Source organism: Streptomyces sp. AC627_RSS907 (assembly GCF_019049165.1).
Genome location: NZ_JAGMUE010000098.1, coordinates 1 through 19480 on the forward strand (window position 1 = coordinate 1; position 19480 = coordinate 19480).

General features: G+C 71.2%; 18 protein-coding genes, 1 rRNA gene, 1 pseudogene and 1 riboswitch. Of the genes and pseudogenes, 12 read left to right on the forward strand and 8 right to left on the reverse strand.

The annotated features are described in order from the left end of the window. The first annotated feature begins 59 nt into the window (after positions 1-59). The 11 genes and pseudogenes from rrf (at position 60) to KUM32_RS21590 (ending at position 10569) form a co-directional block, all read left to right on the forward strand. Positions 60-176 (forward strand): 5S ribosomal RNA (rrf, locus tag KUM32_RS21540). Positions 177-284: 108 nt separating this feature from the next. Then, entirely contained in the window at positions 285-893 is a 609-nt protein-coding gene (locus KUM32_RS21545) for a CDP-alcohol phosphatidyltransferase family protein (protein WP_217143569.1), read from the forward strand. A gap of 112 nt (positions 894-1005) precedes the next feature. Continuing rightward, positions 1006-3501, forward strand: a complete 2496-nt coding sequence (locus KUM32_RS21550) for a mannose-1-phosphate guanyltransferase (protein ID WP_217143570.1) — start codon at positions 1006-1008, stop codon at positions 3499-3501. Positions 3502-3668: 167 nt separating this feature from the next. Then, the gene (locus KUM32_RS21555) at positions 3669-4505 is read left to right on the forward strand and encodes a DUF881 domain-containing protein (RefSeq protein ID WP_254405921.1); all 837 of its coding nucleotides are present in this window, start codon (positions 3669-3671) and stop codon (positions 4503-4505) included. After that, positions 4502-4834 carry a small basic family protein gene (locus KUM32_RS21560; protein ID WP_003977440.1) on the forward strand — a complete coding sequence of 111 codons (333 nt, stop codon included), beginning with the start codon at positions 4502-4504 and terminating at the stop codon, positions 4832-4834. The genes KUM32_RS21555 and KUM32_RS21560 overlap by 4 nt, the downstream gene beginning before the upstream one ends. A 5-nt stretch (positions 4835-4839) precedes the next feature. Next, the gene (locus tag KUM32_RS21565; protein WP_217143572.1) at positions 4840-5727 is read left to right on the forward strand and encodes a DUF881 domain-containing protein; all 888 of its coding nucleotides are present in this window, start codon (positions 4840-4842) and stop codon (positions 5725-5727) included. Positions 5728-5788: 61 nt separating this feature from the next. After that, positions 5789-6724 carry an FHA domain-containing protein gene (locus tag KUM32_RS21570; RefSeq protein ID WP_217143573.1) on the forward strand — a complete coding sequence of 312 codons (936 nt, stop codon included), beginning with the start codon at positions 5789-5791 and terminating at the stop codon, positions 6722-6724. Between the two features lie 44 nt (positions 6725-6768). After that, a complete protein-coding gene (locus KUM32_RS21575) occupies positions 6769-7506 on the forward strand; it encodes a MerR family transcriptional regulator (RefSeq protein WP_217143574.1) in 738 nt (245 codons plus the stop codon). 83 nt (positions 7507-7589) lie between these two features. After that, on the forward strand, positions 7590-8063 hold the full coding sequence (locus KUM32_RS21580; RefSeq protein WP_030189411.1) for a bifunctional nuclease family protein: 474 nt from the start codon (positions 7590-7592) through the stop codon (positions 8061-8063). A 193-nt stretch (positions 8064-8256) separates the two neighbouring features. Beyond that, complete coding sequence (locus KUM32_RS21585; protein WP_217143575.1) at positions 8257-8940, forward strand: MerR family transcriptional regulator; 684 nt, start codon at positions 8257-8259, stop codon at positions 8938-8940. 81 nt (positions 8941-9021) lie between these two features. Then, a pseudogene (locus tag KUM32_RS21590) lies at positions 9022-10569 on the forward strand (DNA polymerase IV). Here the strand turns inward: KUM32_RS21590 and KUM32_RS21595 are convergent. Further along, positions 10485-10862 carry a PRC-barrel domain-containing protein gene (locus tag KUM32_RS21595; protein WP_217143576.1) on the reverse strand — a complete coding sequence of 126 codons (378 nt, stop codon included), beginning with the start codon at positions 10860-10862 and terminating at the stop codon, positions 10485-10487. The pseudogene KUM32_RS21590 and the gene KUM32_RS21595 overlap by 85 nt on opposite strands. A gap of 136 nt (positions 10863-10998) precedes the next feature. Further along, positions 10999-11094: riboswitch (glycine riboswitch) on the forward strand. A gap of 176 nt (positions 11095-11270) precedes the next feature. Here KUM32_RS21595 and gcvP point away from each other — a divergent pair. Beyond that, the gene (gene gcvP, locus KUM32_RS21600; RefSeq protein WP_217143577.1) at positions 11271-14156 is read left to right on the forward strand and encodes an aminomethyl-transferring glycine dehydrogenase; all 2886 of its coding nucleotides are present in this window, start codon (positions 11271-11273) and stop codon (positions 14154-14156) included. A 48-nt stretch (positions 14157-14204) separates the two neighbouring features. Here gcvP and KUM32_RS21605 read toward each other — a convergent pair whose 3' ends face one another. From KUM32_RS21605 to KUM32_RS21635, 7 genes are all read right to left on the reverse strand, one after another. Then, positions 14205-14633 (reverse strand): molybdopterin-binding protein, encoded by a 429-nt coding sequence (locus tag KUM32_RS21605; protein ID WP_217143578.1) that lies wholly within the window; start codon positions 14631-14633, stop codon positions 14205-14207. 26 nt (positions 14634-14659) lie between these two features. After that, a complete protein-coding gene (locus tag KUM32_RS21610; protein ID WP_217143706.1) occupies positions 14660-15754 on the reverse strand; it encodes an ABC transporter ATP-binding protein in 1095 nt (364 codons plus the stop codon). Positions 15755-15795: 41 nt separating this feature from the next. After that, positions 15796-16659 carry an ABC transporter permease gene (locus KUM32_RS21615; protein ID WP_217143579.1) on the reverse strand — a complete coding sequence of 288 codons (864 nt, stop codon included), beginning with the start codon at positions 16657-16659 and terminating at the stop codon, positions 15796-15798. Continuing rightward, entirely contained in the window at positions 16656-17486 is an 831-nt protein-coding gene (gene modA / locus KUM32_RS21620; protein WP_217143580.1) for a molybdate ABC transporter substrate-binding protein, read from the reverse strand. Before modA ends, KUM32_RS21615 begins: the two co-directional genes overlap by 4 nt. Before the next feature lie 192 nt (positions 17487-17678). Further along, positions 17679-18074: a molybdopterin-binding protein gene (locus tag KUM32_RS21625; RefSeq protein ID WP_217143581.1), complete on the reverse strand. Its 396-nt coding sequence runs from the start codon at positions 18072-18074 to the stop codon at positions 17679-17681. Between the two features lie 339 nt (positions 18075-18413). Further along, positions 18414-18617, reverse strand: coding sequence for a DUF5999 family protein (locus tag KUM32_RS21630; RefSeq protein ID WP_217143582.1), 204 nt, complete (start codon positions 18615-18617; stop codon positions 18414-18416). A 274-nt stretch (positions 18618-18891) separates the two neighbouring features. Further along, positions 18892-19476 (reverse strand): hypothetical protein, encoded by a 585-nt coding sequence (locus KUM32_RS21635; protein ID WP_217143707.1) that lies wholly within the window; start codon positions 19474-19476, stop codon positions 18892-18894. Between the last annotated feature and the right edge of the window lie 4 nt (positions 19477-19480).

The window sequence follows — 19480 nt, forward strand, 5'->3', positions numbered from 1 at the left end:
TGAAACCACGAACAACCCCACGTTTTATGTGCGTGGTGCGGTTGATTGTTTCATAGTGTTTCGGTGGTCATAGCGTAGGGGAAACGCCCGGTTACATTCCGAACCCGGAAGCTAAGCCTTACAGCGCCGATGGTACTGCAGGGGGGACCCTGTGGGAGAGTAGGACGCCGCCGAACAATTATTAGAGCTCTGACTCCCGGGCATACAGCCCGGGAGTCAGAGCTTTTTTGCGTTGAGGTAAGGTCAGGGAGCATCATTCGCTCGTTACCCCAGGAGGCTCCCGCGTGGAGGTCCAGGAGACCCGCGTGCAGACCGACCGGGTCCTCACCATCCCGAACATCCTCAGCATGGCGCGCCTCGTCGGTGTGCCCCTCTTCCTGTGGCTGATTCTCAGGCCGGAGTTCGGTGGGCCGAAGAGCGACGGCTGGGCACTGCTGGTGCTGGCGCTGAGCGGGATCAGTGACTACCTGGACGGGAAGCTCGCTCGTCGCTGGAACCAGATCAGCAGCCTGGGCCGGCTCCTGGACCCGGCAGCCGACCGGCTTTACATTCTGTCGACGCTGGTGGGCCTCACCTGGCGCGAGATTCTCCCCCTCTGGTTGACGCTTGTACTGCTTGCCAGGGAAGCGGTCCTGCTGGTGATGGTGGCCATCCTCCGGCGTCACGGCTATCCGCCGCCGCAGGTGAACTTCCTCGGGAAGGCCGCCACCTTCAACCTCATGTATGCCTTCCCGCTGCTTCTGCTGAGTGACGGAACCGGGTGGATCGCGTCACTCGCTGCTGTTTTCGGATGGGCGTTCGCCGGATGGGGTACAACCCTGTACTGGTGGGCAGGTGTTCTCTACGTGGTGCAGGTCCGCCGCTTGGTACGTGCGGACACCACGGCCGATTGAACCCGCCGAATGTGTGGTCCCGGTGGCCGGATGGCCCGCGGTGGAAAAGTGCGGGACCCTGGACGGGGGAAGTCGGCTTAACCGTCGTCTCTTACAGGAGGACGCTTCCGACATGAAGGCCGTCGTGATGGCTGGCGGCGAAGGCACGCGCCTTCGCCCCATGACCTCGAGCATGCCCAAGCCGCTCCTGCCGGTGGTCAACCGGCCGATCATGGAGCACGTACTGCGGCTGCTCAAAAGGCACGGGCTCAACGAGACCGTCGTCACCGTCCAGTTCCTGGCCTCGCTGGTCAAGAACTACTTCGGTGACGGTGAGGAGCTCGGGATGGAGCTCACCTATGCCAATGAGGAGAAGCCACTCGGTACCGCGGGAAGCGTCAAGAACGCCGAGGAGGCGTTGAAGGACGACGCCTTCCTCGTCATTTCCGGTGATGCCCTGACCGACTTCGACCTCACCGACCTGATCAATTTCCACAAGGAGAAGGGCGCGCTCGTCACCGTGTGTCTGACGCGTGTGCCCAACCCGCTGGAATTCGGCATCACCATCGTCGACGAAGAGGGCAAGGTCGAGCGCTTCCTGGAGAAGCCGACCTGGGGCCAGGTGTTCTCGGACACCGTGAACACCGGTATCTACGTGATGGAGCCCGAGGTCTTCGACTACGTCGACCCCGACGTGCCCGTGGACTGGTCCGGTGACGTCTTCCCGCAGCTGATGAAGGAAGGCAAGCCCGTCTACGGCTACGTCGCCGAGGGCTACTGGGAGGACGTCGGCACGCACGAGAGCTACGTGAAGGCACAGGCCGACGTCCTCGAGGGCAAGGTCGACGTCGACATCGACGGCTTCGAGATCTCACCCGGCGTATGGGTGGCCGAGGGCGCCGAGGTGCACCCCGACGCCGTGCTCCGCGGGCCCCTCTACATCGGCGACTACGCCAAGGTGGAGGCAGGCGCCGAGATCCGGGAACACACGGTCGTCGGCTCCAACGTCGTCGTCAAGACCGGCGCCTTCATGCACAAGGCCGTCGTCCACGACAACGTGTACGTCGGACCGCACAGCAATCTGCGGGGCTGCGTCGTCGGCAAGAACACCGACATCATGCGTGCCGCGCGGATCGAGGACGGCGCAGTCATCGGTGACGAGTGCCTGGTCGGTGAAGAATCGATCGTGCAGGGCAATGTGCGGGTCTACCCGTTCAAGACCATCGAGGCCGGTGCCTTCGTCAACACCTCGGTCATCTGGGAGTCCCGGGGCCAGGCGCACCTCTTCGGCGCCCGCGGGGTGTCCGGCATCCTGAACGTGGAGATCACGCCGGAACTGGCCGTACGGCTGGCCGGCGCCTACGCCACCACGCTGAAGAAGGGCTCAACCGTCACCACGGCCCGCGACCACTCCCGCGGTGCCCGGGCGCTGAAGCGGGCGGTGATCTCCGCGCTGCAGGCCAGCGCCATCGACGTACGGGACCTGGAGAACGTACCGCTGCCCGTGGCGCGGCAGCAGACCGCGCGGGGCAGTGCCGGCGGGATCATGATCCGGACCACGCCCGGGGTGCCGGACTCCGTGGACATCATGTTCTTCGACGGACAGGGCGCCGACCTCTCGCAGGGCAGCCAGCGGAAGCTGGACCGGGTGTTCGCGCGGCAGGAGTACCGGCGGGCGTTCCCCGGGGAGATCGGGGACCTGCACTTCCCGTCCAGCGTGTTCGACTCGTACACCGGGTCGCTGCTGCGGAACGTCGACACCACGGGGATCTCCGAGTCCGGGCTCAAGGTGGTCGTCGACGCCTCGAACGGCAGCGCGGGACTGGTGCTGCCCAGCCTGCTGGGGAAACTGGGCGTCGACTCCCTGACGATCAACCCGGGTCTCGACGAGTCCCGGCCGACCGAGTCGGCCGACATGCGGCGGTCGGGGCTGGTGCGGCTGGGAGAGATCGTGGCGTCCTCGCGGGCCGCGTTCGGTGTGCGGTTCGACCCGGTCGGTGAGCGGCTGTCGCTCGTCGACGAGAAGGGGCGCATCATCGAGGACGACCGAGCGCTGCTGGTCATGCTGGACCTGATCGCGGCAGAGCGGCGCAGCGGCCGCGTCGCGCTGCCGGTGACGACCACCAGGATCGCCGAGCAGGTCGCGGCGTACCACGGCACCCAGGTCGAGTGGACGACCACCTCACCCGACGACCTGACACGGGTCGGGGGCGAGGAAGGGACCATCTTCGGCGGCGACGGCAAGGGCGGCTTCATCGTCCCGGAGTTCAGCAGCGTCTACGACGGTACGGCGGCCTTCGTGCGGCTGATCGGCCTGGTGGCGCGGACGCAGCTCACGCTCAGCCAGATCGACGCGCGGATCCCGCGGGCGCACGTCCTCAGGCGCGATCTGGCCACCCCCTGGGCCGTCAAGGGCCTGGTGATGCGGCGGGTCGTCGAGGCGGCCGGAGACCGCTTCGTGGACACCACGGACGGCGTTCGCGTGGTGGAGACCGACGGGCGATGGGTGATGGTGCTGCCCGACCCGGCCGAGGCGGTCACCCACCTGTGGGCCGAGGGGCCCGACGACGCCTCCGCGCAGGCCCTGCTCGACGAGTGGTCCGCGGTGGTGGACAGCGCGGGCCGGTAGACCGCACCGCACGCGTGCGTGCCGGACACGTGTCCCCAAGGGGGCCTGTCCGGCACGCCGGTGGGGCCGTTCGGAGGTAGCGGCCGCGGCGTGCGACGATGTGCGGCATGCCGCAGCAACCCCCCGTTCGGAGCACATCCACGCGGCCCGCGCGCCCGGACGCGTCCATGTCGTTGATCACCAGCGTCATGGACCACAGCCTCGACGACGGATACGCCGAAGCGGCCGCGCGGAAGAAGGCCGAAGGCGTCGCCGGAATGCCACGGACCCTGCGGGCCAAGCTCGGGCTGGCCGTCGGCCTGGTGCTGGCGGCGCTGGTCGTGACGGTCGGCGCGGCCCAGGCCCGTGTCGCCGCTCCCGTCGTCGCCAAGGAGCGTGAGGAGCTCATCGACCGTATCGAGGGGGAGACTTCGGCGGCGGACGAGCTCGAGGAGAGCGTCGACGAACTACGCGCCGACGTGGGCGCGCGGCAGCGCGAGGCGCTGGCGAAGAGCGGCGACGGCGACCGGTCCGACCTGGTGGGCGTCCTGGCGGGCGCCGTCGCGGTGCACGGCCCGGGAGTGAAGCTCGTCGTGGACGACGCCGAGGACGTCGCCACGGACGGTGACGGACAGCCGCGCGGCACCTCCGGGTTCTCCGACACCGGCCGGGTGCGGGACCGGGACATGCAGCGGACGGTCAACGGCCTGTGGGAGTCGGGGGCCGAGGCGATCTCCATCAACGGGCAGCGGCTGACGGCGCTCTCGGCGATCAGGGCCGCGGGTGACGCCATACTGGTCGACAACAGGCCGCTGGTGCCGCCGTACACGGTGCTCGCGGTGGGGGACGGTGAGCGGCTCAGCACCCGGTTCCAGGACAGCGCCGACGGGCTCTACCTGCATGCCCTGCAGGAGAGCTACGGCATCCGGACGGCGCTGTCCGTCGTGGACGACCTGGAGCTGCCGGCCGCACCGAGCGTGATCGTACGAACAGCACAGCCGATAACCGAGAAGGGCACATCGTGATCGCCGTACTGGGCCTCGTCGTGGGAGTCGTGGCCGGCCTGTTGGTCCGGCCCGAGGTGCCGGCGGCCGTCGAGCCGTACCTCCCGATCGCCGTCGTGGCGGCGCTGGACGCCGTCTTCGGCGGACTGCGGGCCATGCTCGACGGCATCTTCGACGACAAGGTCTTCGTGGTGTCGTTCCTGTCGAACGTGGTCGTGGCCGCGCTGATCGTGTTCCTGGGCGACAAGCTGGGCGTCGGGGCCCAGCTGTCCACCGGTGTCGTCGTCGTCCTCGGCATCCGCATCTTCTCCAACGCCGCGGCGATCCGCCGGCACGTGTTCCGGGCGTGAGGCCGATGAGCGAACAGGATCAGCAGCCCGCGAACAGGCTGCGCAGGGAGCTCCCCGAAGAGGTTCGGCCGGCGCGGTCCCCGGCCGCGGACGTCCCGGCAGGCGCTGCCAGGACAGGCGGCGCCACGGGGGCGGACCGGCAGCCGGACCCGTCGGGGGACCGGCCCGGTCCGACCGGTCGGCAGCGGCTCGTCAAGGGACTGTGGCCGCCGCGCCTCACCCGGGCCCAACTCATCGTCGCGCTGCTCCTGTTCGGCCTCGGCTTCGGCCTCGCGGTCCAGGTGGCGTCGAACAGCGAAGGCGACAGCGCGCTGCGCGGCGCCCGGCAGGAGGATCTGGTCCGCATCCTCGATGAACTGGATGACCGTACTCAGCGTCTTGAAGACGAGAAGCAGGGTCTCGAGAAGCAGCGCGACGAGCTGGAGAACAGCTCCGACCAGGCGGAGGAGGCCCGCAAGCAGACACTCGAAAAGGAGCGGCAACTCGGCATCCTCGCGGGCACCGTGGCCGCGCAGGGGCCCGGTATCACGGTGACGGTCGAGGACACGAAGGGAACGGTCGAGGCGGACATGCTGCTCGACGCGATCCAGGAGCTGCGCGCGGCGGGCGCGGAGGCGATCCAGGTGAACGATGTGCGGGTGGTGGCGGGCACGTACCTCACGGACTCCGACAAGAGCGTGAGCGTCGACGGGAACAAGATCAACGCGCCCTATCGTTTCCAGGTCATCGGCAAGCCGCAGGACCTCGAACCAGCCCTCAACATCCCGGGAGGCGTGGTGCAGACTCTGGAGAAGGAACAGGCCACGGTTACTGTTGAGCGGTCGAGCAAGATCGTCGTGGACGCCTTGCGAGCAGCGAAGCGGCCTGACTACGCTCGGTCGTCCTCCCGGTGAACCGGTGGTGCATGGGGGGCGTCCGGCGAGGGCATGAGGTTGCGGGGGGTCGGCGCACCGATTGGGTGGTGCGTGGTGGAAACTGTCTGGTGGAGACGGACGTTGTGAAGGTGTCCGGGTCGGTCAGTACGTTCAGTCAGGGTTCGTCCTGCCCCACGGGCGGGTCTGTTTCGGTCAAGGGGAATCGCCCGTGAAGTTGTTTGCGAAGTTGTTCGGCAAGAGCGCGCGAGAGGGCAGCGACAACGCGACCGCTCGCCATCGTGCACAGCCCGACGCGGAGGGCCGCCGCCCGATGTACCGGGACCAGGTGGCTGGCCCGGGCGCGCCGTCCGTGGACCCGGCGCAGTCCGGCGGCATAGGTTTCGGGCAGCCGTCGGCCTCAGGTGCGGGTGGAGGGTTCGCCCCCGGCCCGTACGCGTCGAATGCCCCGGCGGGGCAGCCGCGGCAGGAGGATCCGTCCATGTCGGCCCTGGTGTGTACGAGGTGCGGTAACCGCAACGCGGAGAACAGCCGCTTCTGCTCCAACTGCGGCGCACCGCTGCGTGCGGGGGCGGTCCCGGAGCGTGCGTCCGAGACGACCTCCACGATCTCCATCTCCGGTCTGGAGGCGTACGACGCCGAGGCCACCGGCCAGACGGCCGTGCCGACGCTCTCACCGGAGGCGCAGGCGGCCGTCGACGCGCTGCCGCTGGGCTCGGCGCTCCTGGTCGTGCGCCGCGGCCCGAACTCGGGCAGCCGCTTCCTGCTGGACGGCGAGCTGACCACCGCCGGGCGTCATCCGCAGAGCGACATCTTCCTGGACGACGTGACGGTCTCGCGGCGGCACGTGGAGTTCCGCCGCAGTCCGGACGGCTCGTTCACGGTGGCCGACGTCGGCAGCCTGAACGGCACGTACGTCAACCGCGAGCGCATCGACCAGGTCGCCCTGTCGAACGGTGACGAGGTGCAGATCGGCAAGTACCGGCTGGTCTTCTACGCGAGCCAGCGGGGTTACTGACCCGCCCCCGGGCTCCGGCCCGGGGGAACCTCCAGGGAAGGTCCATGCTTCAAACACCGAGCGGCGGTGCCGGCCACGGTACCGCCGCCACGGACGCTGGGCTGATGAGCATCGGCGCGGTGCTGAACGAGCTGCGGGACGAGTTCCCGGACATCACCATCTCCAAGATCCGCTTCTTGGAGTCGGAGGGCCTCGTCGAGCCGCGGCGTACCCCGGCCGGGTACCGCAAGTTCAGCGCGCACGACGTCGAGCGCCTCGGCCGGGTGCTGCGCATGCAGCGGGATCACTACCTGCCGCTGAAAGTGATCCGCGAGCACCTGGACGCCATGGAACGCGGCGAGGCGGTGCCGCTGCCGACGCTGGGAAGGCAACGGGACGGGGAGCCCGTGCCGGAGCCCGCCGAGGGGCCCACGGCGGCCCGGATCGGCCGGGACGAGCTGCTCGCCGCGGCCGGGATCGACGAGCAGGAACTCAAGGAGTGGGAGTCCTACGGCCTGGTCGCCGCCTTCCCCGACGGGGCGTACGACGCCGAGGCGGTCACCGTCGCCTCGCTCGTCGTCCAGTTGGGGCGGTTCGGGATCGAGCCGCGGCACCTGCGGGTCATGAAGGCCGCCGCCGACCGGGAGGCCGGACTCGTGGACCAGGTGGTGGCCCCGTTGAAGCGCCACCGCAACCCTCAGACCAGGGCACACGCGGAGGCCCGCACCAAGGAGCTGGCGGGGCTGGCCGTGAAGCTGCACGCGGCGCTGGTGCAAACCGCCCTCGGCGTGCGCCTGCCCTGAAACGGGCGGCTCCGGGACCCGGATCTCCCACCCGTGCCCGGCCCGACTACCCAAACGTCCCGGGCACGGCCTAGGGTTGCTGTGTGAACGAGCTCGATGTCGTAGGTGTCCGGGTCGAGATGCCCTCCAACCAACCGATCGTGCTGCTGCGCGAGGTGGGAGGCGACCGTTACCTTCCCATCTGGATCGGACCTGGGGAGGCGACGGCGATCGCCTTCGCCCAGCAGGGCATGGCTCCCGCACGGCCACTGACCCACGACCTTTTCAAGGACGTGCTGGAGGCCGTCGGCCAGGAGCTCACGGAAGTGCGCATCACGGACCTGCGGGACGGGGTCTTCTATGCCGAGCTGGTCTTCGCGAGCGGGGTCGAGGTGAGCGCCAGGCCGTCCGACGCCATAGCGCTGGCCCTGCGCACCGGAACGCCGATCTACGGCAGTGACACGGTGCTCGACGACGCCGGCATCGCCATCCCGGACGAGCAGGAGGACGAGGTGGAGAAGTTCCGCGAGTTCCTCGACCAGATCTCGCCGGAGGACTTCGGAACCAGCAACCAGTGAGAGGCGGGCGCCGAGACTCTCCAGGGCGCCGGACGGGCCCCGCCCGGGCACATTCGGCTAGCCTTTCCCCGCGATGGGGCACGTGAAACCACTCGTAGGGTGATTATCACTCGGCGTGCCGAGTGTGGCGATCGTTGACGCACCCTTGGTGACTGCCTACCGTCGAGGAGGCAGGTCAAGGACGGAGGTCGGCGTGAGAATCAGCGGCGACGGTACGGCTGGGGGTGGTCCCGGGCACAGTCTCGGGACGAGCGGCCCGTACCCTTCCCCGAACTCTCGGTTCCGCGTGAGCGGGGGGTATTCCCAGCACGGTGACGCGGCCGGCCACGCTCCGCAGCGACCGGCTCCCGTGCCGAGCAGCGGAGGGGCGGCGTCCATGGCGTCCGAGCAGATCGGCTACCGCGGGCCGACGGCCTGTGCGGCCGCGGGGATCACCTACCGGCAGCTGGACTACTGGGCCCGTACCGGCCTGGTCGAGCCCAGTGTGCGGCCCGCGCACGGGTCCGGGACACAGCGCCTGTACAGCTTCCGTGACGTGGTCGTGCTGAAGATCGTCAAGCGGTTCCTCGACACCGGGGTGTCGCTCCAGAACATCCGTGGCGCCGTCCAGCACCTCAAGGAACGCGGCTTCTGCGACCTGGAGCGGATGACGTTGATGAGTGACGGTGCCACGGTCTACGAGTGCACGTCGCCCGACGAGGTGCACGCCCTGCTCCAGGGAGGCCAGGGCATCTTCGGAATCGCCGTCGGCGTGGTCTGGCGGGACGTCGAGAGCGCGCTGTCCCAGCTCCACGGGGAGCGGATCGACACGGGGGAGACCCTGATCGGGCACAACCCCGCGGACGAGCTGGCGCGGCGCCGCAACCGGGCCGTCTGAAGCACCGTGGCACGCGGGCGGGGCATCGCACGGCGGCACGCGGGCGGAGCAATGTCAGTGGCGTAGGGCAGCATCGGAGATGTGAGAACCGCGCCCACGATCCTGCATCTCGACATGGACGCCTTCTTCGCCTCGGTGGAGCAGGCGTCCAAGCCGAGCCTGCGCGGAAAGGCCGTGGTCGTGGGCGGCCTCGGGCCGCGCGGGGTGGTCGCCACCGCCTCGTACGAGGCGCGGGTCTTCGGTGTCCACTCGGCGATGCCCATGGGCCAGGCCCGGCGGCTCGCCCCCCACGCGGCGTACCTCGTCCCGCGTTTCGAGTTCTACCGGTCGATCAGCGAGCAGGTGATGCGGCTGCTGCGCGCGCTGTCGCCGCTGGTGGAGCCGCTGAGCCTGGACGAGGCCTTCGTGGACCTGGAGGCCGGCGGGGCGGCCGCCGACGCGGAGGCGGCCCGGCTGGCCGGGGAGAAGCTGCGCACCGACATCAGGGCCGTCACCGGCCTGACCGGATCGGTGGGGCTGGCCGCCTCGAAGATGCTCGCCAAGATCGCCTCGGAGGAGGCCAAGCCCGACGGGCTGGTCCTGATCAGGCCGGGGACGGAGCGGGCCATGCTGCAGCCGATGTCCGTCCGGACGCTGCCCGGTGTGGGACCGGCGACGGGTGACCACCTGCGGCGGGCCGGGATCACCACGGTCGGCGAGCTCGCCGAGGCCGGCGAGGACGAGCTCGTACGGCTCCTGGGCAAGGCGCACGGGCACGCCCTGTACGCCATGGCCCTGGCCCGTGACGAGCGGCCCGTGGTGGCGGAGCGGGAGACCAAGTCGGTGTCGGTCGAGGACACGTACGACGTGGACATCCACGACCGGGTGCGGGTCGGCTCGGAGGTGCGGCGGCTGGCCGACCGGTGCGTACGACGGCTGCGCGGGTCCGGGCTGTCCGGGCGGACCATCGTGCTCAAGGTGCGGCGGTACGACTTCTCCACGCTGACGCGCTCCGAGACGCTGCGGGGGCCCACGGACGATCCGGCGGTGGTACGGGAGGCGGCGGCCCGGCTGCTGGACTCGGTGGACACCACGGGCGGCGTGCGGCTGCTCGGGGTCGGCGTCAGCGGGCTCGCCGACTACACGCAGGAGGACCTGTTCGCGCAGGCGGCCGGGGACCGGGCCGGCGAAGACGCCGAGGAGCCCGACGCCGGGGCCGCCGAGGCGCACCCTCCGGCGCCCGCCGAGCGCCGGTGGCCGCCGGGGCACGACGTGCGGCACGCGGAGTACGGCCACGGGTGGGTGCAGGGCAGCGGGCTGGGGCGGGTCACCGTGCGGTTCGAGACGCCGTACTCGCCAAGGGGCCGGGTGCGGACCTTTCCGGTGGACGACCCGGACCTGTCGCCGGCGGACCCGCTCCCGTTGGTCCGGCCCGTCGCACGAAGACCCGAGGACGCGGGAGACACGACCGGGGAGGCGCGACCTGCTGCCGACGCGGAGGTGGGCGGCCCCGCGGGCTCGGTGCACCCGGCGCCCGGTTGAGGGGCCCTCCGGCGGAGGGCGGGTCAGCCCTCCTCGGGACCCTTGCCCGCAAGCTTGCCGAAGTCGCGGTCGGGGAGCGGGGGAGGGGCGGCGACGTCGAGGCCGTAGTGGTGGTAGAGCTGGAGTTCCTGTTCCGGCGAGAGGTGGCGGCCGACGCCGAAGTCGGGGGCCTCCTTGATCAGGGACCGGTCGAAGGGCACGCGCAGGGTTCCGTCGACCAGCTCGCTGGGTTCCAGGGGCACGAAGGCGTCCCTGCTGAAGAGGCCGGTGCGTATGGCCGCCCACTCGGGGACGCCGGTGGCGTCGTCGAGATAGACCTCGTCGACGGTGCCGATCCGGGTGCCGTTGCGGTCGAACGCCTTGCGGCCGATCAGATTGCGCGGGTCGATGTCAGTACGCACGGGCCCTCCACTTGGTCGCACTGGGGTCGCACACCAGCCGCCGAATCATCCGTAAGTACTACAAAAGAGCAGATATGGTCGCTCGGCCACTCGAGCGTCGTGCGGCGGCCTCGCTGGTAGGCTGACAAACGGCTGCTGACCCCGTGCGGGAGAGTCCTCCAGACAGCATCGGAGGCGCCGAAGGAGCAAATCCTCCCCGGAATCTCTCAGGCCCACGTACCGCACGGACGAGGTCACTCTGGAAAGCAGGGCGGGTGTCGACGGCTTCCGCTCTCACCGACGGTGAAAGCCGGCAGCTCTCGGGCGGCCCGGTGAAGCTCTCAGGTCGAGATGACAGAGGGGGAGGCCGTCCGGGTACCCGCGCCGTGGTGCCCCTCGAAGGTCGCGTCAGACCAGGAGGCCTCCGCAATGACCGCCCATCGCACGCCGCTCTCCGAGCTCGAACAGGCAACCCCCTTCGAGCAGCGCCACATCGGCCCCGACCCCGAGGCCCGGGCCAAGATGCTCGCGCAGGTCGGCTACGGTTCGCTCGACGAGCTGACGGCCGCCGCGGTGCCCGATGTGATCAAGAACGCCGACGCTCTCGACCTGCCGGGCGCGCGGTCCGAGGCCGAGGTCCTGGCCGAGCTGCGCTCCCTCGCCGACCGCAACCAGGTCCTCGACTCCATGATCGGCCTCGGCTACTACGGCACCTTCACCCCGCCGGTCATCCTGCGCAACGTCATGGAGAACCCGGCCTGGTACACGGCGTACACGCCGTACCAGCCGGAGATCTCCCAGGGGCGCCTCGAGGCCCTGCTGAACTTCCAGACCATGGTGGCCGAGCTCACCGGCCTGCCCACCTCCGGTGCCTCGCTGCTCGACGAGGGCACCGCCGCCGCCGAGGCGATGGCCCTGTCCCGGCGCATGGGCAAGAACAAGAAGGGCCTCTTCCTGGTCGACGCGGACGCGCTGCCGCAGACCATCGCCGTGCTCCAGACCCGTGCCGAGCCGACCGGCGTCGAGGTCGTCGTCGCCGACCTCACCGAGGGCATCCCGGCCGAGGTCGCCGATCGGGAGATCAACGGCGTCCTCATCCAGTACCCGGGCGCCTCCGGTGCCGTTCGCGACATCAAGCCGGTCGTCGAGCGGGCGCACGAGCTCGGCGCGCTGGTCACCGTCGCCGCCGACCTGCTCGCCCTCACCCTGCTGACGCCGCCCGGCGAGCTGGGCGCGGACATCGCGGTCGGCACGACCCAGCGCTTCGGCGTGCCGATGGGCTTCGGCGGCCCGCACGCCGGCTACATGGCCGTGCACGAGAAGTTCGCGCGCAGCCTGCCCGGCCGCCTGGTGGGCGTCTCCGTGGACGCCGACGGCAACAAGGCCTACCGCCTCGCCCTGCAGACCCGTGAGCAGCACATCCGCCGGGAGAAGGCCACCAGCAACATCTGCACCGCGCAGGTGCTGCTGGCCGTCATGGCCGGCATGTACGCCGTGTACCACGGGCCCGAGGGGCTGCGGGCCATCGCGCGGCGCACGCACCGCTACGCGACGATCACTGCCGCGGGCCTCGCCGCCGGCGGCGTGGAGATCGTGCACGGCTCCTACTTCGACACCGTCACCGCGCGAGTGCCGGGCCGGGCCGCCGAGGTCGTGGGCGCCGCCCGCGAGAACGGCATCAACCTGCGTCTCGTGGACGCCGACCACGTGTCGTTCGCCTGCGACGAGACCACCACGCGCGCGCAGGTGGGCGGCGTGTGGAACGCCTTCGGCGTCGAGGGCGACATCGAGGCGCTGGACGCGGTCACCGGGGAGTCGCTGCCCGAGGCGCTGCTGCGCACCGACGACTTCCTGACCCACCCCGTCTTCCACCAGCACCGGTCTGAGACCGCGATGCTGCGCTACCTGCGCCGCCTCGCCGACCGCGACTACGCGCTGGACCGCGGCATGATCCCGCTGGGCTCCTGCACCATGAAGCTCAACGCGACCACCGAGATGGAGCCGGTGACCTGGTCCGAGTTCGGCCGGCTCCACCCGTTCGCGCCCGCCGAGCAGGCGCAGGGCTACCTGACCCTCATCCGCGAGCTGGAGGAGCGGCTCGCCGAGGTCACCGGGTACGACAAGGTGTCGCTCCAGCCGAACGCCGGGTCGCAGGGTGAGTTCGCCGGACTGCTCGCCGTGCGCGCCTACCACCGCGCCAACGGCGACGACCAGCGCACCGTCTGCCTCATCCCGTCCTCCGCGCACGGAACCAACGCCGCGAGCGCGGTCATGGCCGGCATGAAGGTCGTCGTCGTCAAGACCGCCGAGGACGGCGAGATCGACGTCGAGGACCTGCGGGCCAAGATCGAGCAGCACCGTGACGAGCTGGCCGTGCTGATGATCACCTACCCCTCCACGCACGGCGTCTTCGAGGAGCACGTCGCCGACATCTGCGCCCAGGTGCACGACGCCGGCGGCCAGGTCTACGTGGACGGCGCCAACCTCAACGCCCTGGTCGGCCTCGCCAAGCCGGGCCACTTCGGCGGCGACGTCTCGCACCTCAACCTGCACAAGACGTTCTGCATCCCGCACGGCGGCGGCGGTCCCGGCGTCGGCCCCGTGGCCGTACGGTCGCACCTGGCGCCGTACCTGCCCAACCACCCGCTGCAGCCCGCGGCCGGTCCGCAGACGGGCGTCGGTCCGATCTCCGCGGCGCCGTGGGGCTCGGCCGGCATCCTGCCGATCTCGTGGTCGTACGTCCGCCTGATGGGCGGCGAAGGGCTCAAGCGGGCCACACAGGTGGCCGTGCTGTCCGCCAACTACATCGCCAAGCGGCTGGAGCCGCACTTCCCGGTGCTGTACACCGGTCCGGGCGGGCTGGTCGCGCACGAGTGCATCATCGACCTGCGCCCGCTGACCAAGGCGACCGGCGTGAGCGTCGACGACGTCGCCAAGCGGCTGATCGACTACGGCTTCCACGCGCCGACGATGTCGTTCCCGGTGGCCGGCACGCTGATGATCGAGCCGACCGAGTCCGAGGACCTGGCCGAGCTCGACCGGTTCTGCGACGCCATGATCGCCATCCGCGCGGAGATCGACAAGGTCGGCTCCGGCGCCTGGTCCGCGGACGACAACCCGCTGCGCAACGCGCCGCACACCGCCGGTGCCCTCGGGGGCGACTGGGACCACGCGTACGCGCGCGAGGAGGCCGTCTTCCCGGCCGGTGTCGTCGCCGCGGACAAGTACTGGCCGCCGGTGCGCCGCATCGACCAGGCCTTCGGTGACCGCAACCTCGTCTGCTCCTGCCCGCCGCTGGACGCCTACGAGGACTGACCAGGCCGCGGTGAAGGCCCCTAGAAACCGCCTCCGGGGCGGGGGCCTTCACCCTTGCCGCGCCGTGGCGAGCGCTACCTCCGTCGACTTGATCAGGGCGACGACGTCGGAGCCCACGAAGAGGCCCAGGTCCTCGGCCGCCTCCTTCGTGATCACGGCGGTGAGCTCGGCGTCGTCCATGGTGACGTGGACGGCCGCCATGGCCTCGCCGAGCGCGATGCGGGTGACCGTGCCCGGCAGCCGGTTGCGGATGGACAGACCGTCGGTCCGGCCGGTGGCCAGGGCGACCTCCGTCGACTTCACCAGGGCCCGGACGGCGGTCCCGGCGGCCAGCCGCAGCTCGTCGGCGGCGTCCCGGGTGATCGCCGCGGTGAGGTCCTGCCCGCCGGAGAGGCGGATCCCGACCGTCGCCATGGCCTCGCCCCGGGTGACGGCGGTGACGGTGCCGGGGAGCTGGTTGCGGATACTCAGGCTCATGGGGGCACCGTAGCCCCGTGAGGGCGTCAGGCCGGGTATGCGTGGGTCTGCGTCGCCTTGACCGTCGCCCACACCGGCGCGCCCGGGTGGAGGCCGAGTTCGGCCGCCGCCACCGTGGTGAGGTCGGCGGCGAGCGGGAGTTCGCCCGTGAGGTCCACGCGGATCTGGTCGCCGTGGGTCTCCAGGCCCGCGACCCGGCAGCGCCACAGGTTGCGGGCGCTGGAGCCCGTGGGACGTTCTCCGTACAGGGTCACCGCGCCGGGCGGGAACGCCACGAAGACCGCACCGGACAGGTCCTCGGTGGTGGTGACGGCGGGACCGGCGTCGAGCCGTACGGTGTGGCCGTCGGACCGGCCGCGGTAGAGGTTCAGGCCGACCAGCTGCGCGATGTAGTCGGTGCGGGGCCGCCGGGCGATGTCGGCCGGGGTGCCCTCCTGCACGACCTGGCCGTGCTCGACCACGACCAGCCGGTCGGCGAGCACCATCGCGTCCAACGGGTCGTGCGTGACCAGGACGGCGACGGCCTCGAACTCGGCGAGATGACGGCGGAGCTGGGCCCGGACCTCCAGGCGCGTGCGGGCGTCCAGCGCGGCGAGGGGCTCGTCCAGGAGGAGCAGCCGGGGGTTGGTGGCCAGGGCCCGGGCGACGGCGACGCGCTGGGCCTGGCCGCCGGACAGGCGGCGCGGCTTGGCGCCGGCGTGGTCGGCCAGGCCCATGCGGTCCAGCCACGCCGCGGCGAGGGCCCGCGCCTGCGCCTTCGTCGCGCCCCGGCAGCGCGGGCCGAAGGCCACGTTGTCGAGCGCGGTCAGGTGCGGGAAGAGCAGGTAGTCCTGGAAGACCACGCCGACCGGGCGGGACTCGGGCGGCGTACGGTCCAGCGGGGTGCCGTCGAGGCGCAGATGTCCGTCCGTGAGGGGGACCAGGCCGGCGAGCGCGCGCAGGGCGGTGGTCTTGCCGGCGCCGTTGGGACCGAGCAGCGCGACGACGTCGCCGGGCGCGGCGGTCAGCGCCACGTCCAGGCGGAAGGCGCCGCGGTCCACGACGAGCCGGGCGTCGAGGCCGCCGTCGGTCGCGCGCTCCCGGGGGTCCGCCACGGCGGCCGGCCGGTCGGTCTCCGTCATGACGTCCTCGTCCAGCCGGTCCGGACGGCCGCGTCCCGCCGTCACGACGCGCTCATCCAGCGGTCCCGGAGACCGGCCAGTACGGCGATGGAGACCGCCAGCAGCACCAGGCTGAGGGCGATCGCCGCCGCCGGGTCGTTCTGCAGGGCGAGGTAGACCGCGAGCGGCATGGTCTGGGTCCGGCCCGGGAAGTTGCCCGCGAACGTGATCGTCGCCCCGAACTCTCCCAGTGCCCGCGCCCACGCCAGGACGGCGCCCGCCGCGATGCCGGGGGCGATCAGCGGCAGGGTCACCCGGCGGAACGCGGTGAACCGGGAGGCGCCCAGCGTGGTGGCGGCCTCCTCGTAGCGCGGGTCGGCGGCCCGAAGGGTGCCCTCCACGCTGATGACCAGGAACGGCATCGCCACGAACGTCTCCGCGAGCACGACGCCCGTCGTCGTGAACGGCAGCGTGATCCCGAACCAGGCGTCCAGCCACTGGCCGACGACGCCGTTGCGCCCGAACGCCAGCAGGAGTGCCACGCCGCCCACCACCGGGGGCAGCACGAGCGGCAGCGTCACCAGCGCGCGCACGAAACCGCGGCCGGGGAATTCGGCCCGGGCCAGCAGCCAGGCCAGCGGGACCCCGATCAGCAGGCTCAGTCCGGTCGCCGAGGTGGCGCACAGCAGCGACAGCCGCAGGGCCTGCCACACCTCGGGGCTGCCGAGCTGGTCGGGCAGGTCGCGCCAGGGCGCCCGAACCAGCAGGGCGATCAGCGGCAGCAGCAGGAAGGCCAGGCCGACGAGGGCGGGGACCAGCAGCGGCACGGGCACCGCGCGGACACCCTCGCGGCGCACGCGGCGCGGTCGTCCCGTCACGGTGTCGGCCCCGGTCCCCGCGGACCTGGCCGGCGCGCGCTTCGTCATGGCGTGCGGAACCCGGCGCCGGTGAGCACCTTCTGGCCCTCGGGGGACTTCACCAGCTCGATGAAGGCCTTGCCCGCGTCCGCGTTGGGGGCCTCCTCTAGGAGGGTGATCGGATAGTCGTTGACGGCCTTGGCCGACTCGGGGAACTCCACGCCCGCCACCTTGTCACCGGCCGCCTTCACGTCCGTCCTGTAGACGACGGCCGCGTCGGCCTCCTTCAGCTCGAGTTTGGTCAGCGCGGCCTTGACGTCCTGTTCGTACGAGACGGGGCTGAGCCGCAGACCGCCGGCCTCCAGCGCCTTCTGCGCCGCGGCGCCGCACGGCACGGTCCTGTCGCACAGGACGACCTTCAGGCCGGACGCGGTGAGGTCCTCGAGGGAGGAGATCCCTTCGGGATTGCCCGGCAGGGTGGCGATCTCCAGCTGGTTGCGCACGAAGGTGGACGGGGTGCCGGCCGCCGCCCCGGCGTCGGTGACGGTGGTCATGGTCTTCGGGCTGGCGGAGGCGAACACGTCCGCCGGGGCGCCGCTGGTGATGCTGGCGGCGAGGGAGTCGCTGCCGGCGAAGTTGAAGGTGACCCGGGCGCCCGGGTGCCGCCGCTCGAACGTCTCGCCGAGCGCGGTGAAGCTCTCCTTGAGCGAGGCCGCGGCGAAGACGGTGACCTGGCCGGAGACCTTCGCGGACGTGGAGGAACCGGCGGCATCCGAGTCCGCACCCGCGCCGGAGGACGACGAGCACGCGCTCAGGGCCAGCAGGGCGGCGGCCCCCGCACCGGTCACCCGCAGGGCCCGGCGGGCGTGGCGGGGCCCGCGTACGGAACGGGTCATCACGGGACACTCCCTCTCGGCGCTGGGGGCGGGAGTCGGACGGGCTCGGTCGGCCGGGCGCACGACGGGCTCCTCGTTGTCCGCATCATACTTCCGCATCTGCAAGGCAGAAGTCACCTGGAACATCGCATGAGCGAGCTGAGGGTGTGGAACGGCTGGCATGTGCGTTCGTACGGGGGCGCGGGGGCGGGGTCATGCTCGGTCGACATGGACGTTTGTCGACTTCACGCGGGCGGTGGCCTCCATGCCGACCTCCAGCCCGAGTTCCTCGACCGCCTCCCGGGTCAGCAGGGAGACCAGCCGGTGCGGGCCGGCCTGAATCTCGACCTGGGCCGCCACGTCGCCGAGCTTGATCGCGGTCACGATGCCGGGGAAGGCGTTGCGGACCGAGGTGTACGGGGTCTCCTCGTCCATGTCGCCGGAACGGGCGAGGTCGACGGAGAACGCGGCGAGGTCGCGCCCGTCGATGAGCCGCCGTCCTCCCTCGTCGCGGTGTGTGGTGATCCGGCCTGCGTCGGCCCAACGGCGGGCGGTGTCCGGGCTGACGCCGAGCAGCCGCGCCGCCTGGCCGATCGTGTAGGACTGCATGCCGGTCACGATAGGGCGCAGGCCGGGGGCGGTGCGCTCCGGGCGTGGTCAGGACGAGCCGACGGTGGCCCGTACCGGGGTGATGCCGTGCCGGGCGTCCGGCGGGGGAGGCCGTGGGGCGCGGGCCACGGGACCGGGGGAGCGCCGTACGGGTGGCCGGCTTGCCGAGACGCCCGCGCGGCGTGCGACGTCCGTGACCGTGGCCCTGCTCCGGTCGTACGAGGGGCTGCGCACCGTGACCGTCCGCGGACCTGCGTCGGGGCCGGTTCGCGGGGGTGTCCGCGGGCCGGCCCCGGGGGTCACCGGGCGGTGTGGTGGCGCCCACCGCCCGGTCGGTGCTCAGGCGACGGTCATCAGGCCCGCGCCGACGGGTCGGTGCGGGGCGATGGCCTGACCGTCCGGCAGGAGCTCACCGGTGTCCTCGAAGAGGACGACGCCGTTGCACAGCAGGCTCCAGCCCTGTTCCGGGTGATGCGCCACGAGACGGGCGGATTCCCGGTCGGCGGAGTCGGCTGACGGGCACGGTGGCTGGTGCTGACACATGGCTCGGTTCTCTCGGTCTGTCGTGATGGGTGAGTGAGCTGTCTTGTCTGTACCGCGGCGTGAAGCGTCGTTCATTGCCGCCCCCCGTTGTGTAAGTCGGTCGGAATCCAGTGTTGCCCCACGGGCGTCGATCCGCAGGTATTCAGCAGCACCGCTTCTCACAGCTTGAGGACGCGTCACCCGCGCGGACGGTTCATCTCCACCACACTGTCATTTCGGATGGTTCTGCATGGCCGGATGGGGCTAGTCCGCGCGGGTGTGTGAGCCGGACACGTCAGGCTGGGGACCGCAGCAGCCGCGTCGGCGTCATCCGGTGCGTGAGGACCGGCAGCAGCTCGGCTACCCGGTGCGGGCGGTGGGCCGCGATGCCGGGAGGTGTCGGCGCCAGCGGCACCAGCAGGTCGGTGGCGGCGGGGTGGCCGGCGGCGGCGTCCGCGGCGCAGTCGCCGTGCAGCCACAGCGTGAGCATGTACAGGCCTGGAACCGACAGCAGGCGCGGTTGGCAGGACTGGGGGATCGTCTCGGCCTGACGCAGCGCGCGTTCGGTCGAGGCCACGTAGGGACCCTCGAAGAAGTGCGAGAACGCCCAGCCGTCGGGGGTCAGCACGGTGTCCGCCGCCGCCACCGCCCGGTCGCCGCAGCGGATGAGGAACCGCCATCCGGCCAGTCGCGTCTGCGTCGCGCCCTCTGCCGTGATCCCGTCCAGCACGTGCACGGGCAGCGGCAGTTCGGGCGTGACGGGTCCCTGGGCGCCGAGCAGGGAGGGAGTTCGGGCCTCGCGGACCGCGGTGGGAGAGGAGAGAGCGGTGAGGACGGAGCGCAGTGCGGGCGCGGGGGCCGGGGGAACGCACAGGGGCATGATG